The organism is Nostoc cf. commune SO-36, assembly GCF_023734775.1.
GTDB lineage: Bacteria > Cyanobacteriota > Cyanobacteriia > Cyanobacteriales > Nostocaceae > Nostoc > Nostoc commune_A.
Genome location: NZ_AP025732.1, coordinates 3617822 through 3640042, shown reverse-complemented (window position 1 = coordinate 3640042; position 22221 = coordinate 3617822). Strand labels below are relative to the sequence as shown.

The following is a 22221-nucleotide window of genomic DNA, read 5'->3' as shown; positions in this document are numbered from 1 at the left end:
ACAAGATCCCTAACTTATTAAAAAAATCGGGGATCTGAGCTTCTCACAGCCCGAAGACACTCAATTAACAGTGGCTTCAGAAATAACTGTGACACAGGCATTCACTAAAGGTAACAGTGGCCCCAGTTGTTCTTGTCCATTTACGGCTAAATCGCTGTGACACAAATAAACTCTTTCAGATACACGAGAGAGTAAATCTGTCAAAATTCTTCGTAGTCTTTGTTCTTCTGCCAATTTTTCATCTTCTGCTGTCCAAGGTTCGCCTAATCTGTCTCGCAGGAAAAACGGCGCACCGAACAAAGTTGCTGCGCCACCTTTCGCCCATAGAGGCGAACCAGCATCTAGCCAAAAATGCCACTGGTGCGATCGCCTACTAGATCGATATTGAAATATAGTTGCTAAGGTGACAGCCTTTCTTGCTCCACCAATGGGACGCACAGGGTAAGGGTTGGCGGTAATCGTACCGCGTCGCAGTAGTTGAATGAATTCGATAATAGTTGTGTGAGGCATTGTCTCAACTGGGGCAATTTGTCGTAATCTGGTGTCAATTTCCCAGTAGTGTTGGGCGGTTTCTAATAATTCCCGCAGTGCTGCTAGTTGTTCGTAGGGGAGATTACTACCATTCCACAAAAAACGCTGAATTGCTCTGTCTAACAAGGAAATGGGGCTGGGAATTAACCGCAATTCTTGTTGCGATCGCTGCTGTTCTAACCACTCTAATATCTGAGTATATGCTGTAGTCGCTGCGTAGCCGATTCGATCCCAGCGCTCGAAGGCTGACACAGGTAGCAAGTTGGGGCGATCGGGATGGGGTACAAAGCAGTAATCTGCAATCAAACCAGCGCGTACCGGATCAATATCAGTAGAGACGCGATTGATCGCGTCTCTAGAATTAACCGTGTCTGTAGAGTTTTCTGGTGGTTGTTGTTTCCTACTCAAGACAACTAGCATTTCTGCCACGGCATCCCGATCTACTAGTCGTCCCAAACCGGGATAAACTAGTGCCAACATGGTGAGTAATGCGCGAATGATGGGTGAACTAATTAGGGGACGTTGGTCATTAAGCGATTCTACCTGGATATTTTGTTTGATGAGGATTTCTACTAGGGTATAACGAGCGATCGCATCTAAACCTGGTGCAATAATTGCCACTTGTTCTGGTTGTACTTGTTGTGATTGGATGGCATTAGCAATTACTTCTGCTGTTTGCCGCAATAATTGGGCGCGGGAGGTGGTTTGAATTGAAGGCACTGTTTTTGGTAGGCTCAACAGTACCATCGGTTCTGTGACTAATTCCACCATCTGTTCAGTTAGTTGCTCACCAAGGGACTCTGGAGGCGGCCCGTTCAAGATTTCTACCCGACAACGCTTTGCTAATCCTTCTAGATAGTTGGGATCTGCTCCTAATCCCAATCGCACTGCACCGTCGGGATTGTAACTAAACGCCCCAACTGCGCCTTGATCTAATAGCAATTCAAACAAAAGACGCGCTACGCTAGGATAATCATCAACATCATCCGCCAGTACTGCCTGATAACGTTTAGTTAGATGTTGCTGGTAATTGCGATCGCTTAACAAGTGTTGACTATAGAGTTCTGTAATAATGCCATAAGTTAATAACCCTCTCTCTAAACACCAGTTCCGCCAATCTAGCAGCAAAGATGCCAAAAATTCCGGCTCTAAAGTTGTACTATTTTCCCCTAGACCTCTTACCAAAATCTGGGCAATATCTTCGCAAGGCGTACCACTGTAAGCTGCTAGTTGCAATAAATCGAGGATGCGACGCACCAAGCGAGATTCATTCACTCCCACAACACGTAAAATTTCTTCGTCTAATTGGGGATGCCAGAGTTTAGTTGCTAATTCTTGTTCTGTTTCTGGTCGCAATCTTACCGGAAACTGTGCCTTCAGGTTCAACGAGTTAATTAACAACGGCCAAAATAAAATAACTTCATCCTGAAAAAAACCTAGTGGTGTCTTAGCACGAACCGGATATTTACCCAAGGTGGAAGTAACAATTATATCTCCTAACTCTCGGCGATTATCATCATTGGCAGCTAAGACTAAAACTCCCGGCTCTGTTTGTTTAAGATATAAAAATTCGGGTAGATGACTAGCTTTTTTAAGTCCTGATTTTTTAGTATAAAATGATTCAGCGTATCTCTTCTCAGGTTGTACCCAATTACAAAATTGCTCTACCAAGCGAGCCGTCTTACCACTACGGCTAGTGCCAACAATCCAAACCGAATGAGAAACCACAAACTTTCTCCTTGTAGATTTGCTAGTATACTTCGTGCGTTAACTTAAGGTTAAGAATTACCAAATAATGCTGGATGATTGTTTGCAATGAAAAACTCTGTTTTTAGTCAAAAAATCTATTCTTTCTTACTTGATACTTACCGATGGTACTTACAGACTCCTGAACGTTCTTTACATCAAGCTTATGATGCAGCATTAAAGATTAAGGAAATAGAAGATAAGCATTTTAATGGTAATAAAATAGACATTGACTCAGCCATGTACAGTAATAGTGTGATGGATTATTTTGAGTCAGACCTAAAAAAGCTATTAAAAACTGTAAGAATGCGGCTTACAGAGTTGAAAGCAAGCCGTTGGTTTTTAAATGAAGAGAATCAAAAGGCTGCTCAGAAAGTAGGTATAGAGCATCCAAGTCCTTCTCTGGTTTTGGAAAAGCTAAATTTCATCGATCAAGTTACATCCAAATACACAACAATTTCTGATCAAACCACTTCCAAAGCTTTAGTAGTTATACCTCCAAACTTACCAGTTGAGCCTGTAATATCTGACGGGAATTCACTAATTGTCAATCCTCCGACATTACCACCCAAAATACCAATTAAAGACTCGGATAATAAATCAAAAGTAAAGCGTAAAGCCGATACAGTGGGCGTTTTACCTCGCTCTATTTTAAGTACTATCAGTCGTCTGCAAGTTGAATTAGACCCTAATTCGGAACAAGACGTAATTCAGACTTTTCGTCAGACTCAAAGAAGAACAATAATATCTATCAGGTTTATTTTACTATTAATTATCATACCACTTTTAACACATCAGATAGCAAAAGCTTTCGTACTCGGCCCCATTATTGATCGATTTAGAAATACTGAAGAAATACAAATATTTCTCAATTCAGAAATGGAAGAAGAAGCCCTTGTACAACTTCAAAGATTTGAAGAAAAGCTCAAATTTGAAAATTTAATTATCAAAGCTCCTCCACTGTTACCTGAGCAAATTGAAACTGAGATGAAAAAGAGGGCTAATGAGCTTGCTGAAGAATTTCGCAGCGAAAGCTCTAATGCAATCAAAAATGTTTTTGCAGATATGTTCTCGGTAGTTGCTTTTATTTGGCTTTTAGTCGTCAGCAAGTCTTCTATTGCTGTGCTAAAAGATTTTTTCGATCATATTGTCTATGGACTTAGTGATAGTGCCAAGGCATTTATCATCATTTTGTTTACTGATATATTCGTAGGATTTCACTCTCCTCATGGCTGGGAAGTACTTCTAGAAGGTGTATCACGCCATTGGGGATTACCGGCAAGTAGAGATTTTATCTTCTTATTTATTGCTACATTCCCAGTGATTTTAGATACCATATTCAAATATTGGATATTCCGATATTTGAATCGAATATCGCCTTCCGCAGTTGCTACTTATCGTAATATGAATGAATAAGGTATTGGGGATGAGGCATGGGGCATTGCACAGAGAATGAATGATTAATGACTCTCGCTTTGCGGTTTGATTTTGAATTTGAGGGAAGCGGGATAATATGAAAAATTTTAATTTTGATGAAAAAGGGACTTGCTGGGTTAGGAAAATTTAACAAAGCGATCGCCATTAGTTTACCTGTGGTTTTATCGGTTTTGCTGGTACGGATGCAATCTTTAACGCATCGGGAACTTATTTCGCCAGAATGTCGGGTGAAAAAGTGGGATATCCCACTTTCTTTAACTGCTGAAAATCAAGATGCACTTACACAAAAGCAAAAAGTACCATTGATTCAGAGATTACCAGTTACTTGTTGTCAAAGTGATACCTCTTGTTTGGACGAAATTCTATATGGAGAAATAGCAGATAAAAAGGCGCCGATGAGTGCGATCGCTCGTAGCCTCCAATACCTAGAAACGGCTAATGCTAAAGCTGCTTATCAAAACTATCCGGTGGTAGGGATTACGCGCGATCGCGTCTTCAAAAGCTTGCAAAGATTCCGCGAACTTCTATTAAAAACTAATTCTGCAACAGAATATCGCTATCCTGTTTATCGCTTACCTGCTGATTTCAAATTTTGGCCTAAACCTCATCCGACACGCGAGGAGTTAGAAGGAGCAGATGGTTTACAAAGCGCAAAAGGGAAATTGCGAGGATTAGAGTTGTTTTGGTTTCGCGATCGCTTCGAACCATATTTAGCTCAAATTCAAGGTTCGGCGAAACTTCAGCTTTCTGATGGTACTCAAACAACAATCGGTTCTGCGGGTAATACTGCTTATAATTACAAAAGCATTGGGCGAGAATTAGTGAATGATGGCAAATTACCGCTAGAAGGTGTAACTATGCCAATTATTCTCGATTATTTCCAACAGCATCCCCCAGAATTAAATATTTATATTCCGCGCGATCGCAGCTTTGTTTTTTTTCAAGAAAATCACGGTCAGCCAGCGCAAGGTTCTATCAATGTACCATTAACAGCAGAGCGTTCTATTGCTACAGATAAATCTCTTATGCCTCCTGGTGCTTTAGCATTGATTCGCGCTTCCATTCCCTTTGTTAATCCTACCGGAAAAATGGAAGAGCGCATTATTAGCCGCTATGTTCTTGACCAAGATACCGGAGGTGCAATTAAAGGTGCAGGTAGGGTAGATTATTTTTTAGGTACTGGGAAATTAGCAGGCGATGCCTACGGCGGGCAAAGCCAACGCGCTGGTGTTACAGTCAGCAATGGAGAGTTATTTTATCTATTACTTAAGTCCAAGAATTAAACATATTCGCATTTTAACGTATCGCGGAAGTCCCCATCTTCTAGGTATTCCTAAGATGGGGATTGTGAGCGGGGGATGAGGATTGCATCTGGGATTAATTTTTTACGCAGTAAAAACAAATACTGGATGTATGACGAATCCCCAAAATTTTCTGGTAAGATATATATTGTCTTGACCATCAATGCCGCAAGCGAAAACCAAGCTAATAGGTACATGTTGCAAGAGAAAGATTTGGGTCTTGGGAACCAGGACTCCTGCCCTTGGAGGGGATGTCAGACTAAAAAAACTACAGAGTTTTTGAGGCTATCCCCGATGAATTGGGAAGCTCAGACTTCAGCCGTAGGCAAGTCTGAGTCGTTCACTACTAAGATTCCCGACTTCTCTAAAAAGTCGGGAATCTTAACCTTCCGGCGTAAATGAAGTACACATTCCAAATCAATGAAACGCTTAGAGTAAATAATTTAATACAGTTCAGTTAAGCATCTCTTTCTTCTCTCTGCGTTCTCTGCGCCTTCTCTACGAGACGCTACGCGTTGGCGAAAGCCTCTCGTAGAGAAGGCGGTTCGTTAAAAAATTGACTTTGGAACCAGAGTTTTAGCCTTAACTGAACCGTATTGGTAAATAATTACGAATTAGGCTTCTATATCCATATCACCATCGTCATCATCATGATCGTAAGGGATATCGTCAAGGTCTATCATTTCGGAAATTTCTTCTACTTCAGTCAGATATTCAGATTCTTGATGTTCACGCTCGATTAAACGACCAGTTGACTTTAGCCATTCTAAAAGAATAAACTCATTACTTGTACGAATTACAGGCGCTCGTTGGTTACGAGGTTCTTCACGCAAAGGGCTTGTAGGCATAAAAAAAACTCACTTTAGAATTACAGATTACCGTAAAAAACATCAAAATTCCACATTAGGTTAAAAGTCTTGCATAACAAGCCTTTTCTCAACAGGTGAAATATGAACCATTTAGTCTTTCATCTCCAGCCCGTCTACTTCCTTACCACTAAAATTTCTCCGCATTAGTCCTAATAATAAATCTTCAAGCGGAATACAATATTACAAAGTATTTGGTAGCTTGGCGAGAGTTTCATACATATCAGCAGGCAATGCAGATAGTCTGTTTGCTACAGCTACTGCATCAGCTAAGTTGCTAAATTGACACCGGACAATTTCTTGCCCATTTCCTGAGGGGAATCGCTTCCTAGCTTTATTAGATACAGCACAAATAATCGCTAAAGCTTTCGCAAATCCATCTTTTGTCAATATTGTTTCTTGAGCGAACCCTTCAACAGGTATAAGACAAACCTCAAATCGATAGCCAGGTCTAGGAGAAACAGCTATGTCGATATACGGTTTATCTTCTTTTCTGATTCGGCGTAAATATTTGGCTGTCGAGTTAGTATCATGCAAATCAGTCCCAAGGGCGTAAGTAAAGAAGCAGTCTTCTGTAAGGGACTCAGGACGGGTAATTATATCCGTGGGCATAAGTTCAAGTAGTATCCGTATGTTGTCTGGTTTTGTGACACACTAAACTTGTCCGTTCTTGTTAGCACATTTTTTTGACAGTTATGGGTATCAGTGCCACGCGATGTATCCCCATACAGTTCGGCTAACTAAAATTTCAATTTTTGGAATGCTGAAAACTGTTATCTCTAAAAGTCTAGCTCTATTAACTTTGAGACTATTACCTATCCCTTAGATATTTCTTAACGCCTGAATATTGGTTACTTTTTTGGTGTCTAGAAGGGCAAATTCCCTCTTTTTGCCAGTGTTCTAGTTGGTAGACACCAAAACCCTTTACCCATACTCTGATAAGACCCATCTAGGTCGTCATCTTCAACGTCATTTAATAGATTAGAAATATCAACCGACATCAAACACCTTAAGAATCAAAGAGTGTAGAGATTTAGATTCGGAGAGGTGTCTATATAGTCAGTCACATGACCGAAAATATTTCTCAACATATCTAATCATAACATAGTTGAGGGATAAAGTTTAAATAGTACAAAATTTTACTAAGTATAATTGTCGCTAAAGGATAAACACTGATTGCGATCGCATCATCAAATAGGATGGGCGCTGTTTACCATTCGCTCAAACCCCTATTTGTACCTTAAGTACGGTCAATTGTCTTTCAGAAGTGGAGCCGGGAAAAACTCCGGCTCCTTTCAAAATCCAGAATTATTGGAAAATCAAACGTGCTAAAGCTTCTTGATTCTCTTATTAAGCTTGGATATCCAAGTCTTTTGAATTCTGAATTTTAAATCATTATTTAGACAATGCTCAAATTGACTTTGACAATAACATCATTAAAATCTTTGTCACCCCCACCAGCTAAATCTTCAAAGCCAAAGGTGTTATTCCCTAACAGACGAATATGATCTACCTTGTCAGCGTTAGCACCCAAGAATGGGAAGTAAACTGCTGGATCATTATTGGGATTGCTATCTAAAATAGCATCTGGTCTGCCATTGATAATAATGAATGGTGCAAAGATAGAACCAGGCTCGAAAGTGCCAGTATAACTTGCCGTACCTTGGTTATTTACCAACAAGTCAATTCCGGCAACACGCTGACGTATTGCGGCTTGGGCATAACCAGCTTGTCCAATAAGAATATCTCCATTACCATCGCCGTTGGTGTCAATACCACCATTCTCATCAGCTACTTTATAGAATCCGACGAAATTGTTGAATGAAGCTTCTCGGTTGACAACAAAATTAGCTCTCACCTGTTGTTTAGCATCCCGTAAATCAATCAATTCTCCTTGTGGCTGACTTTGTAGACTTGTACCCAAAGGCAACGGCTCATTTGTCGGCTGAATTCTTACTACTAGATTCTGGAAATCATTACTGCTATTACCAGAAGCATCTTTCCAAGCTAAGGAGAACGCATTGTCATTTAAACTTGTAATCTTTTGATTTGAAGAGTCAGAAAGCAGTACGTCAGTGATTGGTGTAACATTACTTAACACATTTTCTGTTGTACTGTTTTTGACTAAATAAAATCTCAGATTAGTATCAGATGGGAACTCCAATAAACTATTTAAAGAATTGTTGCTGAACCCATTAGGTGCGTTAGCAATAGCTGAGAGAATCACCTGTCCTCGTTCTAAAGCTTTGCGGGTGTAACCTGCTTCGTTCGGAGCAATACCATCAATTTCGCCTGTAGCATCATCAACAGCATATACACCGAATTCATTCACCAACGGAGAATTGCTGCCTGCGATCGCAACTTTGAGTGTTACTTTACCATTGTCACCTTTGATATTAAAGACATCATTACCACTATTTGTTAGTTTCTAATGGTTGTGGTTCTGGTTGTGGTTGTGGTTCTGGTTGTGGTTCTGGTTGTAGTTCTGGTTCTGGTTGGGGAGTACCAAAGATGACATAGCTTTGTCCTGCCCCCAAAGAAGCACCAGATGCACCAACAAGCAAATCGTCAGCACCATCGCCGTTAATATCTCCAGCAGCACTAACAGAAATACCTAAAGAGTCAGTACTATTAATACCGTTGATAGCAAAACCCTGGCTCTCATCAAGGTTGGAAAGGTCAAGGTTGGCATTAAAGCCGCTACTGCTGCCAAAAACCACGTAGCTCTGCCCTGCACCCGAAGCGGCAAAAGGTGCGCCAATAATTAGGTCAGCGATATCGTCATCGTTGACATCCCCAGCAGCACTAACTGAGTAGCCTGAAGAGTCATTGCCATTAATACCGTTGATGGCAAAACCATTGCTACTGTCAAGGTTGGAGAGGTCGAGGTTGGCATTAAAACCATTAGTGCTGCCAAAGACCACAAAACTCTTCCCTGCACCCGAATCAGCATTATATGCACCGATAATCAGGTCGTCGATGTCATCATTATTAACGTCTCCAGCATTGCTAACTGAAGCACCGGAGAAATCAGTGGTATTACCGTTGATGACAAAGCCATTACTGCCATTCAAGGACGAAAGGTCGAAGCTGGCATTGAAGGCGCTAGTGCTGCCAAATACTACGTAGCTCTTTCCTGTGCCCTGTGCGCCAATAATTAAGTCATCAATGCCATCATTGTTAACATCCCCAGCATTGCTGACTGAGTTACCTGCGGAGTCGGTGTCACTGCCGTTGATGGCAAAGCCGTTACTGCCGTCCAGGGATGAGAGGTCAAGGCTAGCATTGAAACCATTAGTGCTACCAAACACCACGTAGCTTTGCCCTGCACCAGAAACGGCACTGGGTGCGCCAATAATTAGGTCGTCAATTCCGTCGCCGTTAACGTCTCCAGCACTACTGACTGACTTGCCTGAGGAGTCTGGGATGCGATCTCCTGTTGAGTCATTAATGCCATTAATGGCAAAGCCGTTGCTACCATCAAGGGATGAGAGGTCGAGGCTGGCATTGAAGGTGCTAATGCTACCAAATACTACGTAGCTCTGCCCTGTACCCAAAGTAGCACCCGGTGCGCCAATAATCAGGTCATCGAGATTGTCGCCATTGATGTCGCCAGCATTGCTAACTGATGTGCCTGAAGAGTTAGTGCCACTACCATTGATGGCAAAGCCGTTGCTGCCATTCAACGATGAAAGATCAAGGTTGGTATTTAAGCCGTTAGGGACTTGCAAGAAAATAAAATACCAGCCATTCTAGAAGAGAAGAAGCGGTGAACTGTCCGCGCCTAGTTTAAATATCTAGAATGGGAATCCCTCAATTCATGCTCACCGACACCATCAAATCGACCTTTAAAGATGCAGCACAGAAACTGACTAGCAATCGCAAACGAGATTTCATGGCAAAAGTTACCGAAGATTACTTCGATAGTTCAGCACGCATTGCAGAAACCGTTATGGGATGGAATCGCCAGAGTGTGCAACTCGGCTTGCATGAAAGGCGGACGGGGATAGTCTGTGTAGAGAATTATCAGGCAAGGGGACGACACAATAGTATTGAGGTATTGCCCAACTTAGAAGCAGATATTCGTTCATTGGTGGATGCTCAAGCTCAAGCCGACCCTAAATTTCAATCGACCTTTCTGTATGCCCGCATTAGTGCCAGAGCAGTAAGAGAAGCATTAGTAAGTGTTCATGGCTATAACGAGAGCGAATTGCCATCTCGTCAAACTTGTGGAGAAATTCTCAATCGCTTAGGGTATCGCCTAAAAAAACACAAAAAACGAAACCCTTGAAAAAGATTCCGCAAACTGATGCCATTTTCGAGAATGTGTTCCGGGAGAATCAGGCATCAGATGAAAACCCCAAATCGTTGCGAGTGTCTATAGATACTAAAGCTAAGGTGAAGATTGGCAACCTTTCTAGAGGCGGTAAAGCTCGGACAATGGAGGCGAAAGCTGCTGATGACCACGATACACAGTGGTCATCAGTCTTAGTTCCCTTTGGCATTCTCAATACACATAATGACCAGCTATCGATTTACTTGGGTCAGTCGGCGGAAACCAGTGATTTTATCGTCGATTGTTTAACCGCTTGGTGGCATGAGAATCAACACAATTACCTGGAACTTGATGAGTGGGTGATTGATCTTGATGGCGGTGCCGCTACTCGCAGTAACCGCACACAATTTATCAAACGCATGGTTGAGTTGTCTTGTGCAATTAATTTAAAAATTCGACTGATTTATTATCCCCCTTACCATAGCAAGTACAATCCAATAGAGCGGTGTTGGGCTGCCTTGGAGAACTATTGGAATGGTGCGATTTTAGATTCTGTTGCCGCCGCAGCACAATGGGCCGCCAATATGACTTGGAAAGGAATTGCTCCCATTGTACATCTGGTTCAAACCACATATCACAAAGGAATCAAGGTTCTCTCGCAAGAGTTAGAACAATACCAACCCCAATGGCAGCGTTCTGAAACATTACCCAAATGGGATATTACTATTGTCCCTGTTTAGCTGGTACTTTATTTTCTTGCAAGTCCCTTACTGCTGCCAAATACTACGTAACTTTGTCCTGCACCGGAAGCGGCAAAAGGTGCGCCAATAATCAGGTCATCGATATCATCGCCGTTGATGTCCCCGGCATTGCTGACTGATGTGCCTGAGGAGTCATTGGCATTAATCCCGTTGATGGTAAAGCCGTTGCTCACCTGAGAAATCACTGGCATTGCCGTTGACGACAAAGCCATTACTGCCGTCCAGAGATGAGAGGTCAAAATTGGCACTAAAGGCGCTAGTGCTGCCAAATACTACGTAGCTCTTTCCTATGCCCTGTGCGCCAATAATTAGGTCGTCGATGCCATCATTGTTAATATCCCCAGCATTACTAACTGAGTTACCTGCGGAGTCGGTGTCACTGCCGTTGATGGCAAAGCCGTTACTGCCGTCCAGGGATGAGAGGTCAAAGCTGGCACTAAAGGCGCTAGTGCTGCCAAATATCACATAGCTCTGTCCTGCACCCAAAACAGCACTAGGTGCGCCAATAATTAGGTCGTCAATATCGTCACCGTTGATATCTCCGGCAGTACTGACCGACTTACCTGAAGAGTCTGGGATGCCATCTGAGTTAGCACCATTGATACCCTTGATGGTAAAACCATTGCTGCCGTTGAGGCTAGAGAGGTCGAGGCTGGCATTGAAGGCGCTAATGCTGCCAAATACCACGTAGCTTTGCCCTGCACCGAAAGCAGCACCAGGTGCGCCAATAATCAGGTCATCGATACCGTCGTCGTTGATATCCCCGGCATTACTGACTGAGTTTCCTGCGGAGTCGGTGTCACTGCCGTTGATCACAAAGCCGTTGCTGCCATCCAGGGATGAGAAGTCAAGACTGGTATTGAAGCCATTAGTGCTGCCAAATACCACGTAGCTTTGTCCTGCACCCGAAGCGGCAAAAGGTGCGCCAATAATCAAATCGTCGATACCGTCGCCGTTGATATCCCCGGCATTGCTGACTGATGCGCCTGATGAGTCACTAGCATTAATCCCATCGATAGTAAAGCCGTTGCTACCGTCCAGGGACGAGAGGTCGAATAATGGATCAGCCATGATTTTGTGAGAAGTTTGTTGTTAGCAATGGAATTTGTAGATATAAAATTTTTAAACAAATAAGATTATTTTTAGTTGAAAATTAGGTTAAGGCGATTAGTTAAAAGCATTTATTTTTTATAAAAAAACGCTGTAAGATTAGTATGTTTTTTATTGTTGTTCAAATAAATTGTTATTTATTTAGTTTATAAATGACTATTTTTATAAAGCAAATACTTGTGTCAAAAAATATTAGTGTATGTCTTAAAAATTTTATATTTTATAGATGACAGTTTTGTCCACAAGTTCTAGTTAATATATGGTTCAGCGCAAAAACATTATATTATTATTCTCCAATTAATTTAGAATTAATGGCAAAAATTGTTGTCTAAATAAAACCTTAAAATTTTCAATACAATTCCGATATAAAAGTTTTATATCTTTACCAATTAAAGAGATCGTTGCTGATTGAAAGTTATGAATTTAGTTTTGCACAAAAACAAAGGTTTCAAGCATTAAACTTTTAAATTTCATACTTCAACTCAGCAACGAAGTTAATGGTTGTTAAGATGTACCAACGAAATTAATAGCTAGCTAATTCCGGCAGACTGCAAGGTTGATTTATAAACCTAAGGGGTGCAAGGGGAAGGGCCAGAAGTAGTATTTACGCAAGTATTCACAACAGTTCTAGCCACAGTTTTAATGTTGTTGGGAAGAGGGGCATATCCGCGAGCTATAGCTATTTGGTCTGGAGTGGGGCTAGAGGAGTTCGCTGCGGGGGGAACTGGTTGTGCCGCATTTGCTAAAGCCCAGTTGATGAACTGTCTGATCCCAGCAGCTGGGCCAGTTGTGTTAGAGCCTGCATATACGTCATAAAACAGGAAATAACTTGCTGTGGAAATGGGGTAAGCAGTTGCAACGGTTGGATCGGCCAAACCATCAATTCTAATCAGCCTGTTAGCGGGAGCAGCACCATATTTTACTATGGTTCCACTTGCCAAAGCGTTTTGAATTCCAGGTGTTGTCGGGCCAACGTATGCGCCTGTTCTGTTCTGTAGAAGTGCAGCAGGTAGACTTCTAGCTAAACGGGTAGCACTATCTACATAACCAATTGCACCAGAAGTGCTTGAGATCGTAGTGGCTACACCTCCATTTCCTAAAGCAGATACAAAACTTGCTGGCCAAACAACTGTATTGGCTGGTGCTGCTGGGGGTACAGTACCTGAAGCACTGATGGTACCCACTCCTCTACTCCATGTATTAGCTGTTGGAATACCTGGAGTCGCAGCAGTTTTACATACAGTATTGAGATGATTAGTTAAAGCAAAAGTAGTACCGCTACTGTCACTACGACGTACAACTCTGAGGGGCAAATTGGCTGCAATTATTGCGCCGCCGTTATCATTTCTAATCCTGGTATCGTTCCAATTTGTGATGGTGCCGTTCAAAATACCACAGTAGGTAATTCGTGAAAGCCTAAGCCCGGCTGCTGGTACATTGAGACCAGTACGGTTGAAAGCTAACGCGATTCCAACACCTACCACAGGCACTTGAATGGCCTTTCCGCTATTGGAAGTGCCAGTAACTATTCGTTCAATGTCTGTTCCTGCTAAGGGGTCGTCAGTAGCTCCAAAAGAGACTGGTCTTAAAATAGTAAGACTATTAAGAGCTGGTGTACCAGCCGGCACTGATGGCGGGGTTTGAGTGAAAAAACTTGTTACGCCTGCACCACTACCAACCGAAGCATATCTGAATGTGAAGGCAGGAGCAACTGGACCATTGGCGATTCCTGCGGGATCGTTGAGGGATGGAGGATTTCCCACACCAAAAACGTTAAACCATGAGCCTTGGGGAGCAAGTGGAGCTGTAGTTCCTGTACCTGACAACAAAGTATTTACAGCGCTTGAACCCGCACCATTTATCAAAGTTACTCCCGCCGGGGCAGGAGCGGTGGCAGTCTGAGCTAGAGATTTGTGAGTAGCAGATTGAGCTGCTACTAAACTAATTGTGACGGCAAGTACAGAAATTGAACTTGTCAATTTGTTCGATTTGCGATCGCGATAAAAACCCATGTCAAGCTCCTTGAAGTTAGTTTCTGGTTCAACACCCTATCGAATCAAAATCAAGTGTCAAACTGGTGATCAAAAATAACCTTCCATAATCACAGGAAAATTATTCATTAAAAAGGTTATTGATAAATCAAAAGTTTGCACAAAACTCTAAAAAAATTAGAGGAAATTAAATGCAAAAAATAAGTATCTAAAGATATTTAAGCTATTGCTTATATACCCCATACCATAATTATTTGCTATTTAAAAACTCTATCTTTCTAATGTAAGTCCGTATAACTAAACATTCAGTGGCTTTAGTATAAGGGAGCGGATACTAGGTACTATGGCTCACGCCTCAATTCCCATTCTCAGCTTCTTATTACTCTTCTCAAAACCATGTTTAATTTAACTTACTTGGTATGGCACTTTTATCTAAAATCATGAAAGTTGCTTTCTTCAATATAGATATGCAGCACTTTGCCACAAACTACCGCTAAGTGCGAAGTAAAGAAAGTTAGTATTTCACAATCTTTGTAAGATTGCTATAGCTAATAGCTAGTTAAATTTTGCCAACGAAATCAACAGTATAGTGTCAAGGTAAAGCGCGAGTCATGCTTAGATTATGGAATGATTAAAAAACTAAATATATTTATGAATTTAGAGGTGTTTAAAAAGTGGCTTTTGTGGCACTTTTTATTACTCTCGCCAGAGCAAAATATAAAAACTTTGCTCATATCATAGTTTTGCTTATTAAGATTGTTTTAGAGGTTTTAATGGATATTTATTTTAATAGGTATTTAATAGAGTTTACTAAATATATTCAGTTTGATTGACAAAAATCTCACTATCTGATTCTGTTTTAACGGCTATTACTAACCAAAAATGTGGATTTTTCCCTATTTTTTGTGTTTTTCACGACATCAAAAAAAATAAATAGTAGTTTATGCTACCTCCTAGCGAAATCATTAATCGTGTCATTCACGTTATTAACCAAGTGCTAATGCGGATTTTGTGGTGTAGGTAGTAAGAGACTTTCTGAGTCCTTTTCATTTAAGCCATTTCCTCATTAATATCTAATTCAATGCACTAATTTTTAGTGTAGGAGTTGATAAATTATACCAACTTTTAGATAGTAATGCGCTCAATACGTAGGTTGAGTCGTAGCAATATCTCGTCGGCTATGGAATGAAACCCAACGCATACAAGATTTTGAGGTGTTGGGTTTCGTCCTTCAAACGCCACTAGCTTCTTCCTTTGGGAGAAGGAGAGACGCTGCGCGTAGCTTGAGCTTGTTTCCCTATGGGGAAGCAAACTTTTCTACGGCGGTGGCTTCCCAAACCTATTTGTATAGCGATCTTTTTTCAAATTGGTATTACTCGTGAGAAGCAGCCATCACAAAATCCATTAGAACTAGCTATGATTCCGCCTCCACAAAACTCTTTTGAGGTATTCCAATGAATAAGATTAATCTGTACAAACAACGTCAAAGCAAAAATAGGGTATTGATTTTAACTTCCCTAACCGTTTTGACTTCTTCATTAGTACTACCATTCCAACAAGCCTTTGCTGCAACATTGACTACTGTTGTAAATTTCAACGGCACTAACGGAGCTACACCAAGAGCTGGTGTACTTAAGGGTAACGGTACTGATGACAATCTTTATGGAACTACTTCTGCTGGTGGCACTTCTGGTAAAGGAACTGCATTCAAGTTAGCTCCTACTGCTTACAATATTCTGACCACACTGATAAACTTCACTGGAACATCTGGAATCAACAAAGGGACTAATCCAGTTGCTAGATTATTCCAAGCAGCTGATGGCAACTTATATGGGGCAACCTTTACAGGTGGTACAAGTGACCTCGGACACCGTGTTTAAGTTGGCAAAAACAACTTTTACAACCCTGACAACTCTTGTGAATTTCACAGGCACTAATGGGGCTAACCCAGCAGGCAGACTGATTACTGGCGGTGATGGCAATTTGTGGGGGACAAGCTCTACAGGTGGAGCTAGTAATAAAGGAACTATATTCAAGGTTTCGCCCACTACTGGTCTACTCACCACCGTCAAAAGTTTTAGCGGTACTAATGGAGCAACTCCATTAGCAAGATTGCAACTGGCTACCGATGGAAACTACTACGGCAGTGCCTCTGCCGGTGGGACAAGTGGTAACGGAGTTGTGTTCAAATTAACTCCCGCAGGAGTACTGACTTCATATAACTTTAGTGGTGTCACTAATGGGGCAAATCCGCAGTCTGCATTAATTGAATCTAGTGGATTCCTTTACGGCACCACTAAACTGGGTGGGGCCAACAATAAAGGAGCTATATTCAAGGTTCCTGTTGGTGGCGGTACACCCGTTTTAGTTGCTAGTTTTAACGACACTAATGGGGCTAACCCAACAGCTGCACTTATAAAAGCAAGCAATGGTAATTTCTATGGCACAGCTTCTGCTGGTGGGGTAAATAACAAAGGAGTTATTTACAGCGCTTCCCGCTATTATGCAATACAGTTTTTCTTATTGCCTCTCTCCTAACATAGCTTTTAGCTTTGAGGATGTACCTCATAGCTGCCGGAAGTGCTGTATCAGCTAACTGGAGCAACCATCACTGGCTTAACTAGTTTTAATGGCGCTAATGGGGCAACGCCAGAGTCCACGTTAATTCAGCTCTCGAATGGTGCCTTCTACGGTACTGCCTCTTTTGGTGGTAGTTCTAATTTAGGAACTGTGTTTAAGTTTGTAATCTAGTTCCAACTTTAATCTGTATGTAGAAAAATGGTAGGCGTTCAAATTTACGTTCTACTATTTTTCTACAATAATCAAAATAAATCCCTGTGAAGTAAAAAAATCAAAGTTTTGAAGTTTATTTATTAAAGCTATATAGAGCAGTTTGCAAGTAGCTGAGGTACAAAATGCAGGAATTAAAATTTAGACATAAACAGTTTCAAACTCCTGCCGACACTCTCAACGAGACGCTAAAAGCGTAGCTTGCTTCTCTCTAAGAGTAGGCGGACTCACTACTGCTGCGCTATCTTGCCTGAAAGCCCCTAGCTTTGTACTTCATGCAAAAGAAAACTGCTGTATGTGAGAAGATTGAGGAAATTCTCAAAGTCAAGATTTGCAATCTAGCCTCTCCAACCAGAGATATTTAGTTTTATATAAATCTTAACATTAAGTTAACCTAACTTGATAATAATCGTATACAATGTATAACTTTACTACAGATTCATAATTTGATTAACAATGATGTTAAAGCATGTTAAATTGTAGTAGCTATAAAATTAAAAAAGAGCAATTATAGTACACCATAGGAAAATTAGCAAATGTTCAGACAAAGTTCTCACGAGAGAAACTTTTTCAAAGCTTTAACTGATAGTGCGGCGAAAGAATCTCACAAGTTAAGACTGGTATGTAAATCCTGTCTGGCTATTCTGGTTGAATCTGTACCTTTTTTGATTGCTTGTGCTGTATTTGTTAGCGTTATCAGCCTCAAAAGCCCTATCCTGCTCTTTTGCTTACTATTTGGTAGTTTAATTGCAGTCATCACCCAGCAAATTGGGCAGCAAGTGAATTTACCAAGGCGATCGCTAATATTATTACAAATTTTAGCAGCAGCGATCATTCTGAGTTTATATTGGTTAGACTGGTTTGCAGGCCCCGCACAAGCACAGTTTTTTGGGGAAGCTGAAAAGTTTTTCAAAAACAACTTAGGTGGTGCAGCGACTGATGGTGGTGGTGGTGCCGAGACAGCAATAAGTTTGATATTTAATGTGTTGCGGGCGATTTACTTACTCTATATTGCAATTTCTCTAGTTGGTGTGATTAACGCAGTGCGTAAAGATGAAGATTGGCAAAGTATTGCCAGAACTCCCCTATTAGTCGTTGTTGCTGTTACCATTGCTGATGTACTCACACGCTTTGTAATTGGCTCACAGCCGTAAATTATTCAGATATTTCAAATGTCTCAAGAGCGGGAACAAGATTTTCGTCCAGTCAATCAGGTTCTAGGAAGCCAACCTTCGTTAGGGCCAATTCCTGCCGATCAAATTCTTCCTTGGACAGTAATTGCCTTAGCCTCTTACTTTATTATCAATGGAATTTTTGGTGGGATTTTCCAAGAAGAGTTTCAAAAGTGGTTGTGGACAGTACTAATTACTGGTTGGGGAATAGGAACTTGGTGGATTTTAACTGGTGGTAGGAGTTGGAGTTTTCTAAGTAAATTTGTTGGCGTTCCCGCTTGGACAAGAGGCTTTGCTCGTTATCAAAGCTTATTGGAAGTTAACCATGAAGCAAAAAATCGGAAAACAAAGCGTCGGCATCGCCGGAAATGAAAGTAGATTAACACCATTTGAAGATGCCTTGCACTTGGCGACAATGCTACGTGTTGCAATAAATGGACGTGATATTGGCGCTTATCTTTTAACAAAAGGCACTCAAAAAGATCGGTTTTGCTTTGTTTTTGGTTTTGATTGTAAGGGAATTCATACCACTTTAAGACCTGAACAAATCGATACACTTTTTAATAATATTGAAGCCGGATTAAAAGACATCCCTAGCGGTGAAAGGATAACACTGCACTTGGGTTCTTTTAGCTCAGACAAAGAGCGGCAAAAAGAATTAGCAACACTAATCAAAAATTCGCCATCACGAGATATCAAATATTTATTGATGGCAGAAAGAGCTAGAGTCAAGGAACTAACTATTTCTGGAATTCGTAAACCAAAATTTTTGCGGATTTACGTCACTTATACGATTGAATCAAACTCGCAACATGCAGATGATTGGATAGAAAAGCTTTTAGTCAAGGCTGAATCTTGGTGGTTGAAATTCAAAGGTGATCTTTCAGACGTAGAAAACCAACGCATTGAAACCCTGATTTCAAATGCTTATAAGCAAGGCTTTCTGCGTTGGGAGCAAATTTTATCTAACCAAATGGGGTTAGATATCAAGCCTTTGAAGGCTGATGAACTCTGGGAGGAAATCTGGAGAAGGTTTAATGATACAGAGGCAATAGCCGTTCCCCAGTTAAGGACTTTAGATGAACAAGGATTGCACGAGGAAGTTAATTCTGATTTAGCTAGTACTAAACTACTTATAGACAATATTCACGGCACAACTTTGCTGATGGAGTCTAGTGTACCTTGTGCCGATCGCCGCTGGGTTAATGTTAACAATCGTTATATTGGCGCACTGTCATTTCTCGAAAAACCCGGAGGTTGGATTAATAAATCGACTCAACTGCGCTATTTATGGGAACTGTTGGCTAGAGAAACAGTAGTAGATACAGAGATTTTTTGTGAGTTGACTGCCGCAAATCCCGCAATGGTAAAAACTACTCTGCAACGAGTGCTGAAGCAGTCAAACATGACGACAATCATGGCTCAAGAAAAAAGTAAAACTATTGATGTCAATGCTCAATTAAAGTTGAAGAAATCGGTAGCAGCACAAGAACAATTATTTGAAGGTGCAGTCCCGATTTATACGAGTGTCGTTATTTTGGTACATCGTCCAACTGTCGATAAATTAGATGAGGCGACAAGATATATTGAAAACTGTTTTCAACGTCCAGCAAAGGTAATTAGGGAAACTGAATATGCTTGGAAAATTTGGCTGCAAACTCTACCGATAGTTTGGGAAGGTTTGTTAGCAACACCTTTCAAACCGTCGTCAGCTATATTTAACAAGTGAAGTTCCGGGATTAATGCCTTTAGTTTTAACTAAAAGAGGTGATAAGCAAGGCTTTGAGTTGATTGCTGAAGAAGGCGGAACACCCGTACACTTAGACTTATTTAATCAACACAAAAATTTAGCTTTGTTTGCTACAACTCGTGCTGGTAAATCGGTGTTGGTATCAGGGATTTTAACTCAGGCTTTGGCACACGGCATTCCGGTTGTGGCGTTAGATTTTCCTAAACCTGATGGGACATCTACTTTCACTGACTACACAGAGTTTATGGAGGGGAATGGAGCCTATTTTGATATTTCCAAACAATCGAATAACTTATTTGAACAGCCAGATTTACGATCGCTAGAACCAGAACAACAGCGCGATCGCTTCAACGATTATACCGCCTTCCTCGAATCAGCGTTAATGACAATGGTTTTAGGATCATCGACTGAAAGTCAAATTTTATCGCAAACCGTGCGATCGCTGCTTAACTTAGCCTTAGAAGCCTTCTTTAGAGATGAGGGCATCAAAGAGCGATATCGAGACGCAATGACGGAGGGATTTGGCACTCTTGCTTGGCAGAAAACCCCTACCTTAAGAGATTTTCTGTTTTTCTGCTCACCCGAACACTTGCAGCTAAGTTCTTTAACTGGCAGAGTAGAAGACGCTCTGAGTCAAATTCAGCTACGCTTACGATTTTGGCTTTCTAGCCGCGTCGGACAAGCCATTTCTGCACCATCTAGCTTTCCTACCGATGCACAACTTTTAGTTTTTGCTCTGAGAAATCTATCAGATAGTGAAGATGCAGCCGTACTCTCCTTGAGTGCCTATTCAGCTGCACTACGACGTGCATTAAGTAGTCCAGCTTCCATATTCTTTATTGATGAAGCACCAATTTTGTTTGAATTTGAGCAAATTTCTGACTTAGTGGGCAGAATTTGTGCGAACGGCGCGAAAGCAGGTATTAGAGTCATCTTATCAGGACAAGATCCTGACACTATTGCTAAATCTAAAGCTGCATCTAAAATTTTGCAAAACTTGACAACACGATTGATTGGACGCATTCAGCCAGTTGCAGTAGATAGTTTTGCAGACAATCTTGAAATATCCCCGCCAAGTTATTGCTCGTAATGCCTCAGAAAGCTTTTTTTCCCCGCAAAGAAGGCGTTTATAGCCAATGGCTATTAGATGATAATGGTAGTTATACATTCTGCCGTTACTATCCAGGTTACGAACAATTGGCAGCAGTTGCTAATAACCCCTCTGAACAAACTGCACGTAGCAAAATGATGCAGTTACACAGTGATAAATATGAAGCAATTTCTGCCTTTGCACGTCAGTTAGTGGCAAATCTACGTAGTAGTTAATCGGGTTTTGCAAACAGTTAACAATGAGTTAAAAAGTATAAATTATAGTTCAAAACCAATACCTTTCAATTAAGTATTTCTCCGTTATTTTCCTTCGCTTTCTTCTCTAAGAGACTTTGCGCGTTGGCGATTCGTTAAAAGAATTGACTTTGACAAAGAGTTAAGACTTAATTGAAGCGTATTGAGTTAAAAAGCTAAATTTCTGACTCACTATATAATGTCGTCTACCTTTTTCAGGCACAGATATATGCGAAAAACTACCATTTTTACTTTTACCTTGTTATCCTTGGCAATCCTACCAGCAATGGCACAAATTAAAACGGCCGGATTAGGCGACGTTTGGGCTGATTTTAAAGCATATTCCACAGATTTACAAAATTACCTTCAATATAATTTGAGCGACAATTTAAAGCCTGTAGAAACAGAAAGTCAAATTGCTCTTAATACTGACAAGGGAGAATTAAATATACCTAACCCCATCGCTGCGGGAAAACAGATTCGGAATCAATTGACTAACCCCTCTGCTCCTTACGACTCTAAATCAAACCGCTTTGAAAATAATTCAGCAGTCTGGGGAAATTCAGTTAGTAATGAACTCAATCGTGTAATTACCCGTGGAGTAGCGGTAGGTATTCTCGGCAAAAATGGACAAGATAGGACAAAAACTAAATTAGAAAATACTGAGAGAAATCTAGAAAACCTGGTAAACAAGACTGAAGAATTAGATCAAAGAAGCGATAATCTTCTCAGTACAATCGTGAGCCAAGTCAGCAATGCAGCTAATCCTGCTGATAAAGCGATTTCGACTTTAGCGGAATTACTAGGTACTAGTCAATTGCAAACTTTGAAAATTCAGCAAGAACAAGCAAAATGTAGCTGAAACATTTGCTCAGACAATACAAAATAATCAGTCTTTACAATACTCGAACTTAAATTTGGCCAATATTTCTCAGCAGTCAGAAGAGACAAATCGCGCTCGGAGAGTAGAAACATCTACAGAAGCAGCACGACTTTTACGAGCGACTTCTCAAATGGATTTGTTTGGCAGAACAGTTAAAGTTAACAAGTAGGATTTTAGGAAAACAACTCTGATTCTTTAACTTCTGACAAGCTAAAAAAAATCGAAAAAACAGTTTAGTAGGTATACCCTACAAAATTAAAAAA

The 22221-nt window shown here is 40.9% G+C and carries 17 protein-coding genes and 2 pseudogenes; 11 read left to right on the top strand and 8 right to left on the bottom strand.

Annotated elements, in window-relative coordinates:
- Positions 1–60: 60 nt before the first annotated feature.
- Entirely contained in the window at positions 61–2259 is a 2199-nt protein-coding gene (locus ANSO36C_RS16350) for a PD-(D/E)XK nuclease family protein (protein ID WP_251955394.1), read from the bottom strand.
- Between the two features lie 87 nt (positions 2260–2346).
- On the opposite strand from ANSO36C_RS16350, the gene ANSO36C_RS16345 reads away from it, so the two are divergent.
- Positions 2347–3693, top strand: coding sequence for a proton extrusion protein PcxA (locus tag ANSO36C_RS16345; protein ID WP_251955393.1), 1347 nt, complete (start codon positions 2347–2349; stop codon positions 3691–3693).
- A gap of 116 nt (positions 3694–3809) precedes the next feature.
- On the top strand, positions 3810–4997 hold the full coding sequence (locus ANSO36C_RS16340) for an MltA domain-containing protein (protein ID WP_251955392.1): 1188 nt from the start codon (positions 3810–3812) through the stop codon (positions 4995–4997).
- A gap of 632 nt (positions 4998–5629) precedes the next feature.
- Here the strand turns inward: ANSO36C_RS16340 and ANSO36C_RS16335 are convergent.
- The 4 genes from ANSO36C_RS16335 to ANSO36C_RS16320 form a co-directional block, all read right to left on the bottom strand.
- Positions 5630–5863 carry a DUF3134 domain-containing protein gene (locus ANSO36C_RS16335; protein WP_100900013.1) on the bottom strand — a complete coding sequence of 78 codons (234 nt, stop codon included), beginning with the start codon at positions 5861–5863 and terminating at the stop codon, positions 5630–5632.
- 201 nt (positions 5864–6064) lie between these two features.
- Positions 6065–6493 carry a hypothetical protein gene (locus tag ANSO36C_RS16330; protein WP_251955391.1) on the bottom strand — a complete coding sequence of 143 codons (429 nt, stop codon included), beginning with the start codon at positions 6491–6493 and terminating at the stop codon, positions 6065–6067.
- A 787-nt stretch (positions 6494–7280) separates the two neighbouring features.
- Positions 7281–8213 carry a DUF4114 domain-containing protein gene (locus ANSO36C_RS16325; RefSeq protein ID WP_323374604.1) on the bottom strand — a complete coding sequence of 311 codons (933 nt, stop codon included), beginning with the start codon at positions 8211–8213 and terminating at the stop codon, positions 7281–7283.
- Positions 8214–8295: 82 nt separating this feature from the next.
- Positions 8296–9612, bottom strand: a complete 1317-nt coding sequence (locus ANSO36C_RS16320; RefSeq protein WP_251955390.1) for a beta strand repeat-containing protein — start codon at positions 9610–9612, stop codon at positions 8296–8298.
- Between the two features lie 71 nt (positions 9613–9683).
- Between ANSO36C_RS16320 and ANSO36C_RS34920 the strand changes: the two are divergent.
- Positions 9684–10897 (top strand): annotated as a pseudogene (locus ANSO36C_RS34920) (ISAzo13 family transposase).
- A gap of 8 nt (positions 10898–10905) precedes the next feature.
- Here ANSO36C_RS34920 and ANSO36C_RS16305 read toward each other — a convergent pair.
- From ANSO36C_RS16305 to ANSO36C_RS16295, 3 genes are all read right to left on the bottom strand, one after another.
- Positions 10906–11109, bottom strand: a complete 204-nt coding sequence (locus tag ANSO36C_RS16305; RefSeq protein WP_251955387.1) for a hypothetical protein — start codon at positions 11107–11109, stop codon at positions 10906–10908.
- A complete protein-coding gene (locus tag ANSO36C_RS16300; protein WP_251955386.1) occupies positions 11060–11989 on the bottom strand; it encodes an integrin alpha in 930 nt (309 codons plus the stop codon). The genes ANSO36C_RS16305 and ANSO36C_RS16300 overlap by 50 nt, the downstream gene beginning before the upstream one ends.
- Positions 11990–12597: 608 nt before the next feature.
- Positions 12598–14040 carry a substrate-binding domain-containing protein gene (locus ANSO36C_RS16295; protein ID WP_251955385.1) on the bottom strand — a complete coding sequence of 481 codons (1443 nt, stop codon included), beginning with the start codon at positions 14038–14040 and terminating at the stop codon, positions 12598–12600.
- A 1433-nt stretch (positions 14041–15473) separates the two neighbouring features.
- Between ANSO36C_RS16295 and ANSO36C_RS16290 the strand changes: the two genes are divergently transcribed.
- The 8 genes and pseudogenes from ANSO36C_RS16290 to ANSO36C_RS34270 all read left to right on the top strand — a co-directional run bounded on the left by ANSO36C_RS16290 (position 15474) and on the right by ANSO36C_RS34270 (position 22127).
- Positions 15474–15899: a choice-of-anchor tandem repeat GloVer-containing protein gene (locus ANSO36C_RS16290; RefSeq protein WP_251955384.1), complete on the top strand. Its 426-nt coding sequence runs from the start codon at positions 15474–15476 to the stop codon at positions 15897–15899.
- Positions 15877–16557, top strand: a complete 681-nt coding sequence (locus ANSO36C_RS16285) for a choice-of-anchor tandem repeat GloVer-containing protein (protein WP_251955383.1) — start codon at positions 15877–15879, stop codon at positions 16555–16557. The genes ANSO36C_RS16290 and ANSO36C_RS16285 overlap by 23 nt, the downstream gene beginning before the upstream one ends.
- Before the next feature lie 42 nt (positions 16558–16599).
- Complete coding sequence (locus tag ANSO36C_RS16280; protein WP_251955382.1) at positions 16600–16770, top strand: choice-of-anchor tandem repeat GloVer-containing protein; 171 nt, start codon at positions 16600–16602, stop codon at positions 16768–16770.
- Between the two features lie 575 nt (positions 16771–17345).
- A complete protein-coding gene (locus ANSO36C_RS16275) occupies positions 17346–17963 on the top strand; it encodes a hypothetical protein (protein ID WP_251955381.1) in 618 nt (205 codons plus the stop codon).
- Positions 17964–17981: 18 nt separating this feature from the next.
- Positions 17982–18353: a hypothetical protein gene (locus ANSO36C_RS16270; RefSeq protein ID WP_251955380.1), complete on the top strand. Its 372-nt coding sequence runs from the start codon at positions 17982–17984 to the stop codon at positions 18351–18353.
- Positions 18307–21057 (top strand): annotated as a pseudogene (locus ANSO36C_RS16265) (hypothetical protein). Before ANSO36C_RS16270 ends, ANSO36C_RS16265 begins: the two are co-directional and overlap by 47 nt.
- Before the next feature lie 247 nt (positions 21058–21304).
- Positions 21305–21937 (top strand): hypothetical protein, encoded by a 633-nt coding sequence (locus tag ANSO36C_RS16260; protein ID WP_323374456.1) that lies wholly within the window; start codon positions 21305–21307, stop codon positions 21935–21937.
- 55 nt (positions 21938–21992) lie between these two features.
- Positions 21993–22127: a hypothetical protein gene (locus ANSO36C_RS34270; RefSeq protein ID WP_323374455.1), complete on the top strand. Its 135-nt coding sequence runs from the start codon at positions 21993–21995 to the stop codon at positions 22125–22127.
- Positions 22128–22221: the final 94 nt, after the last annotated feature.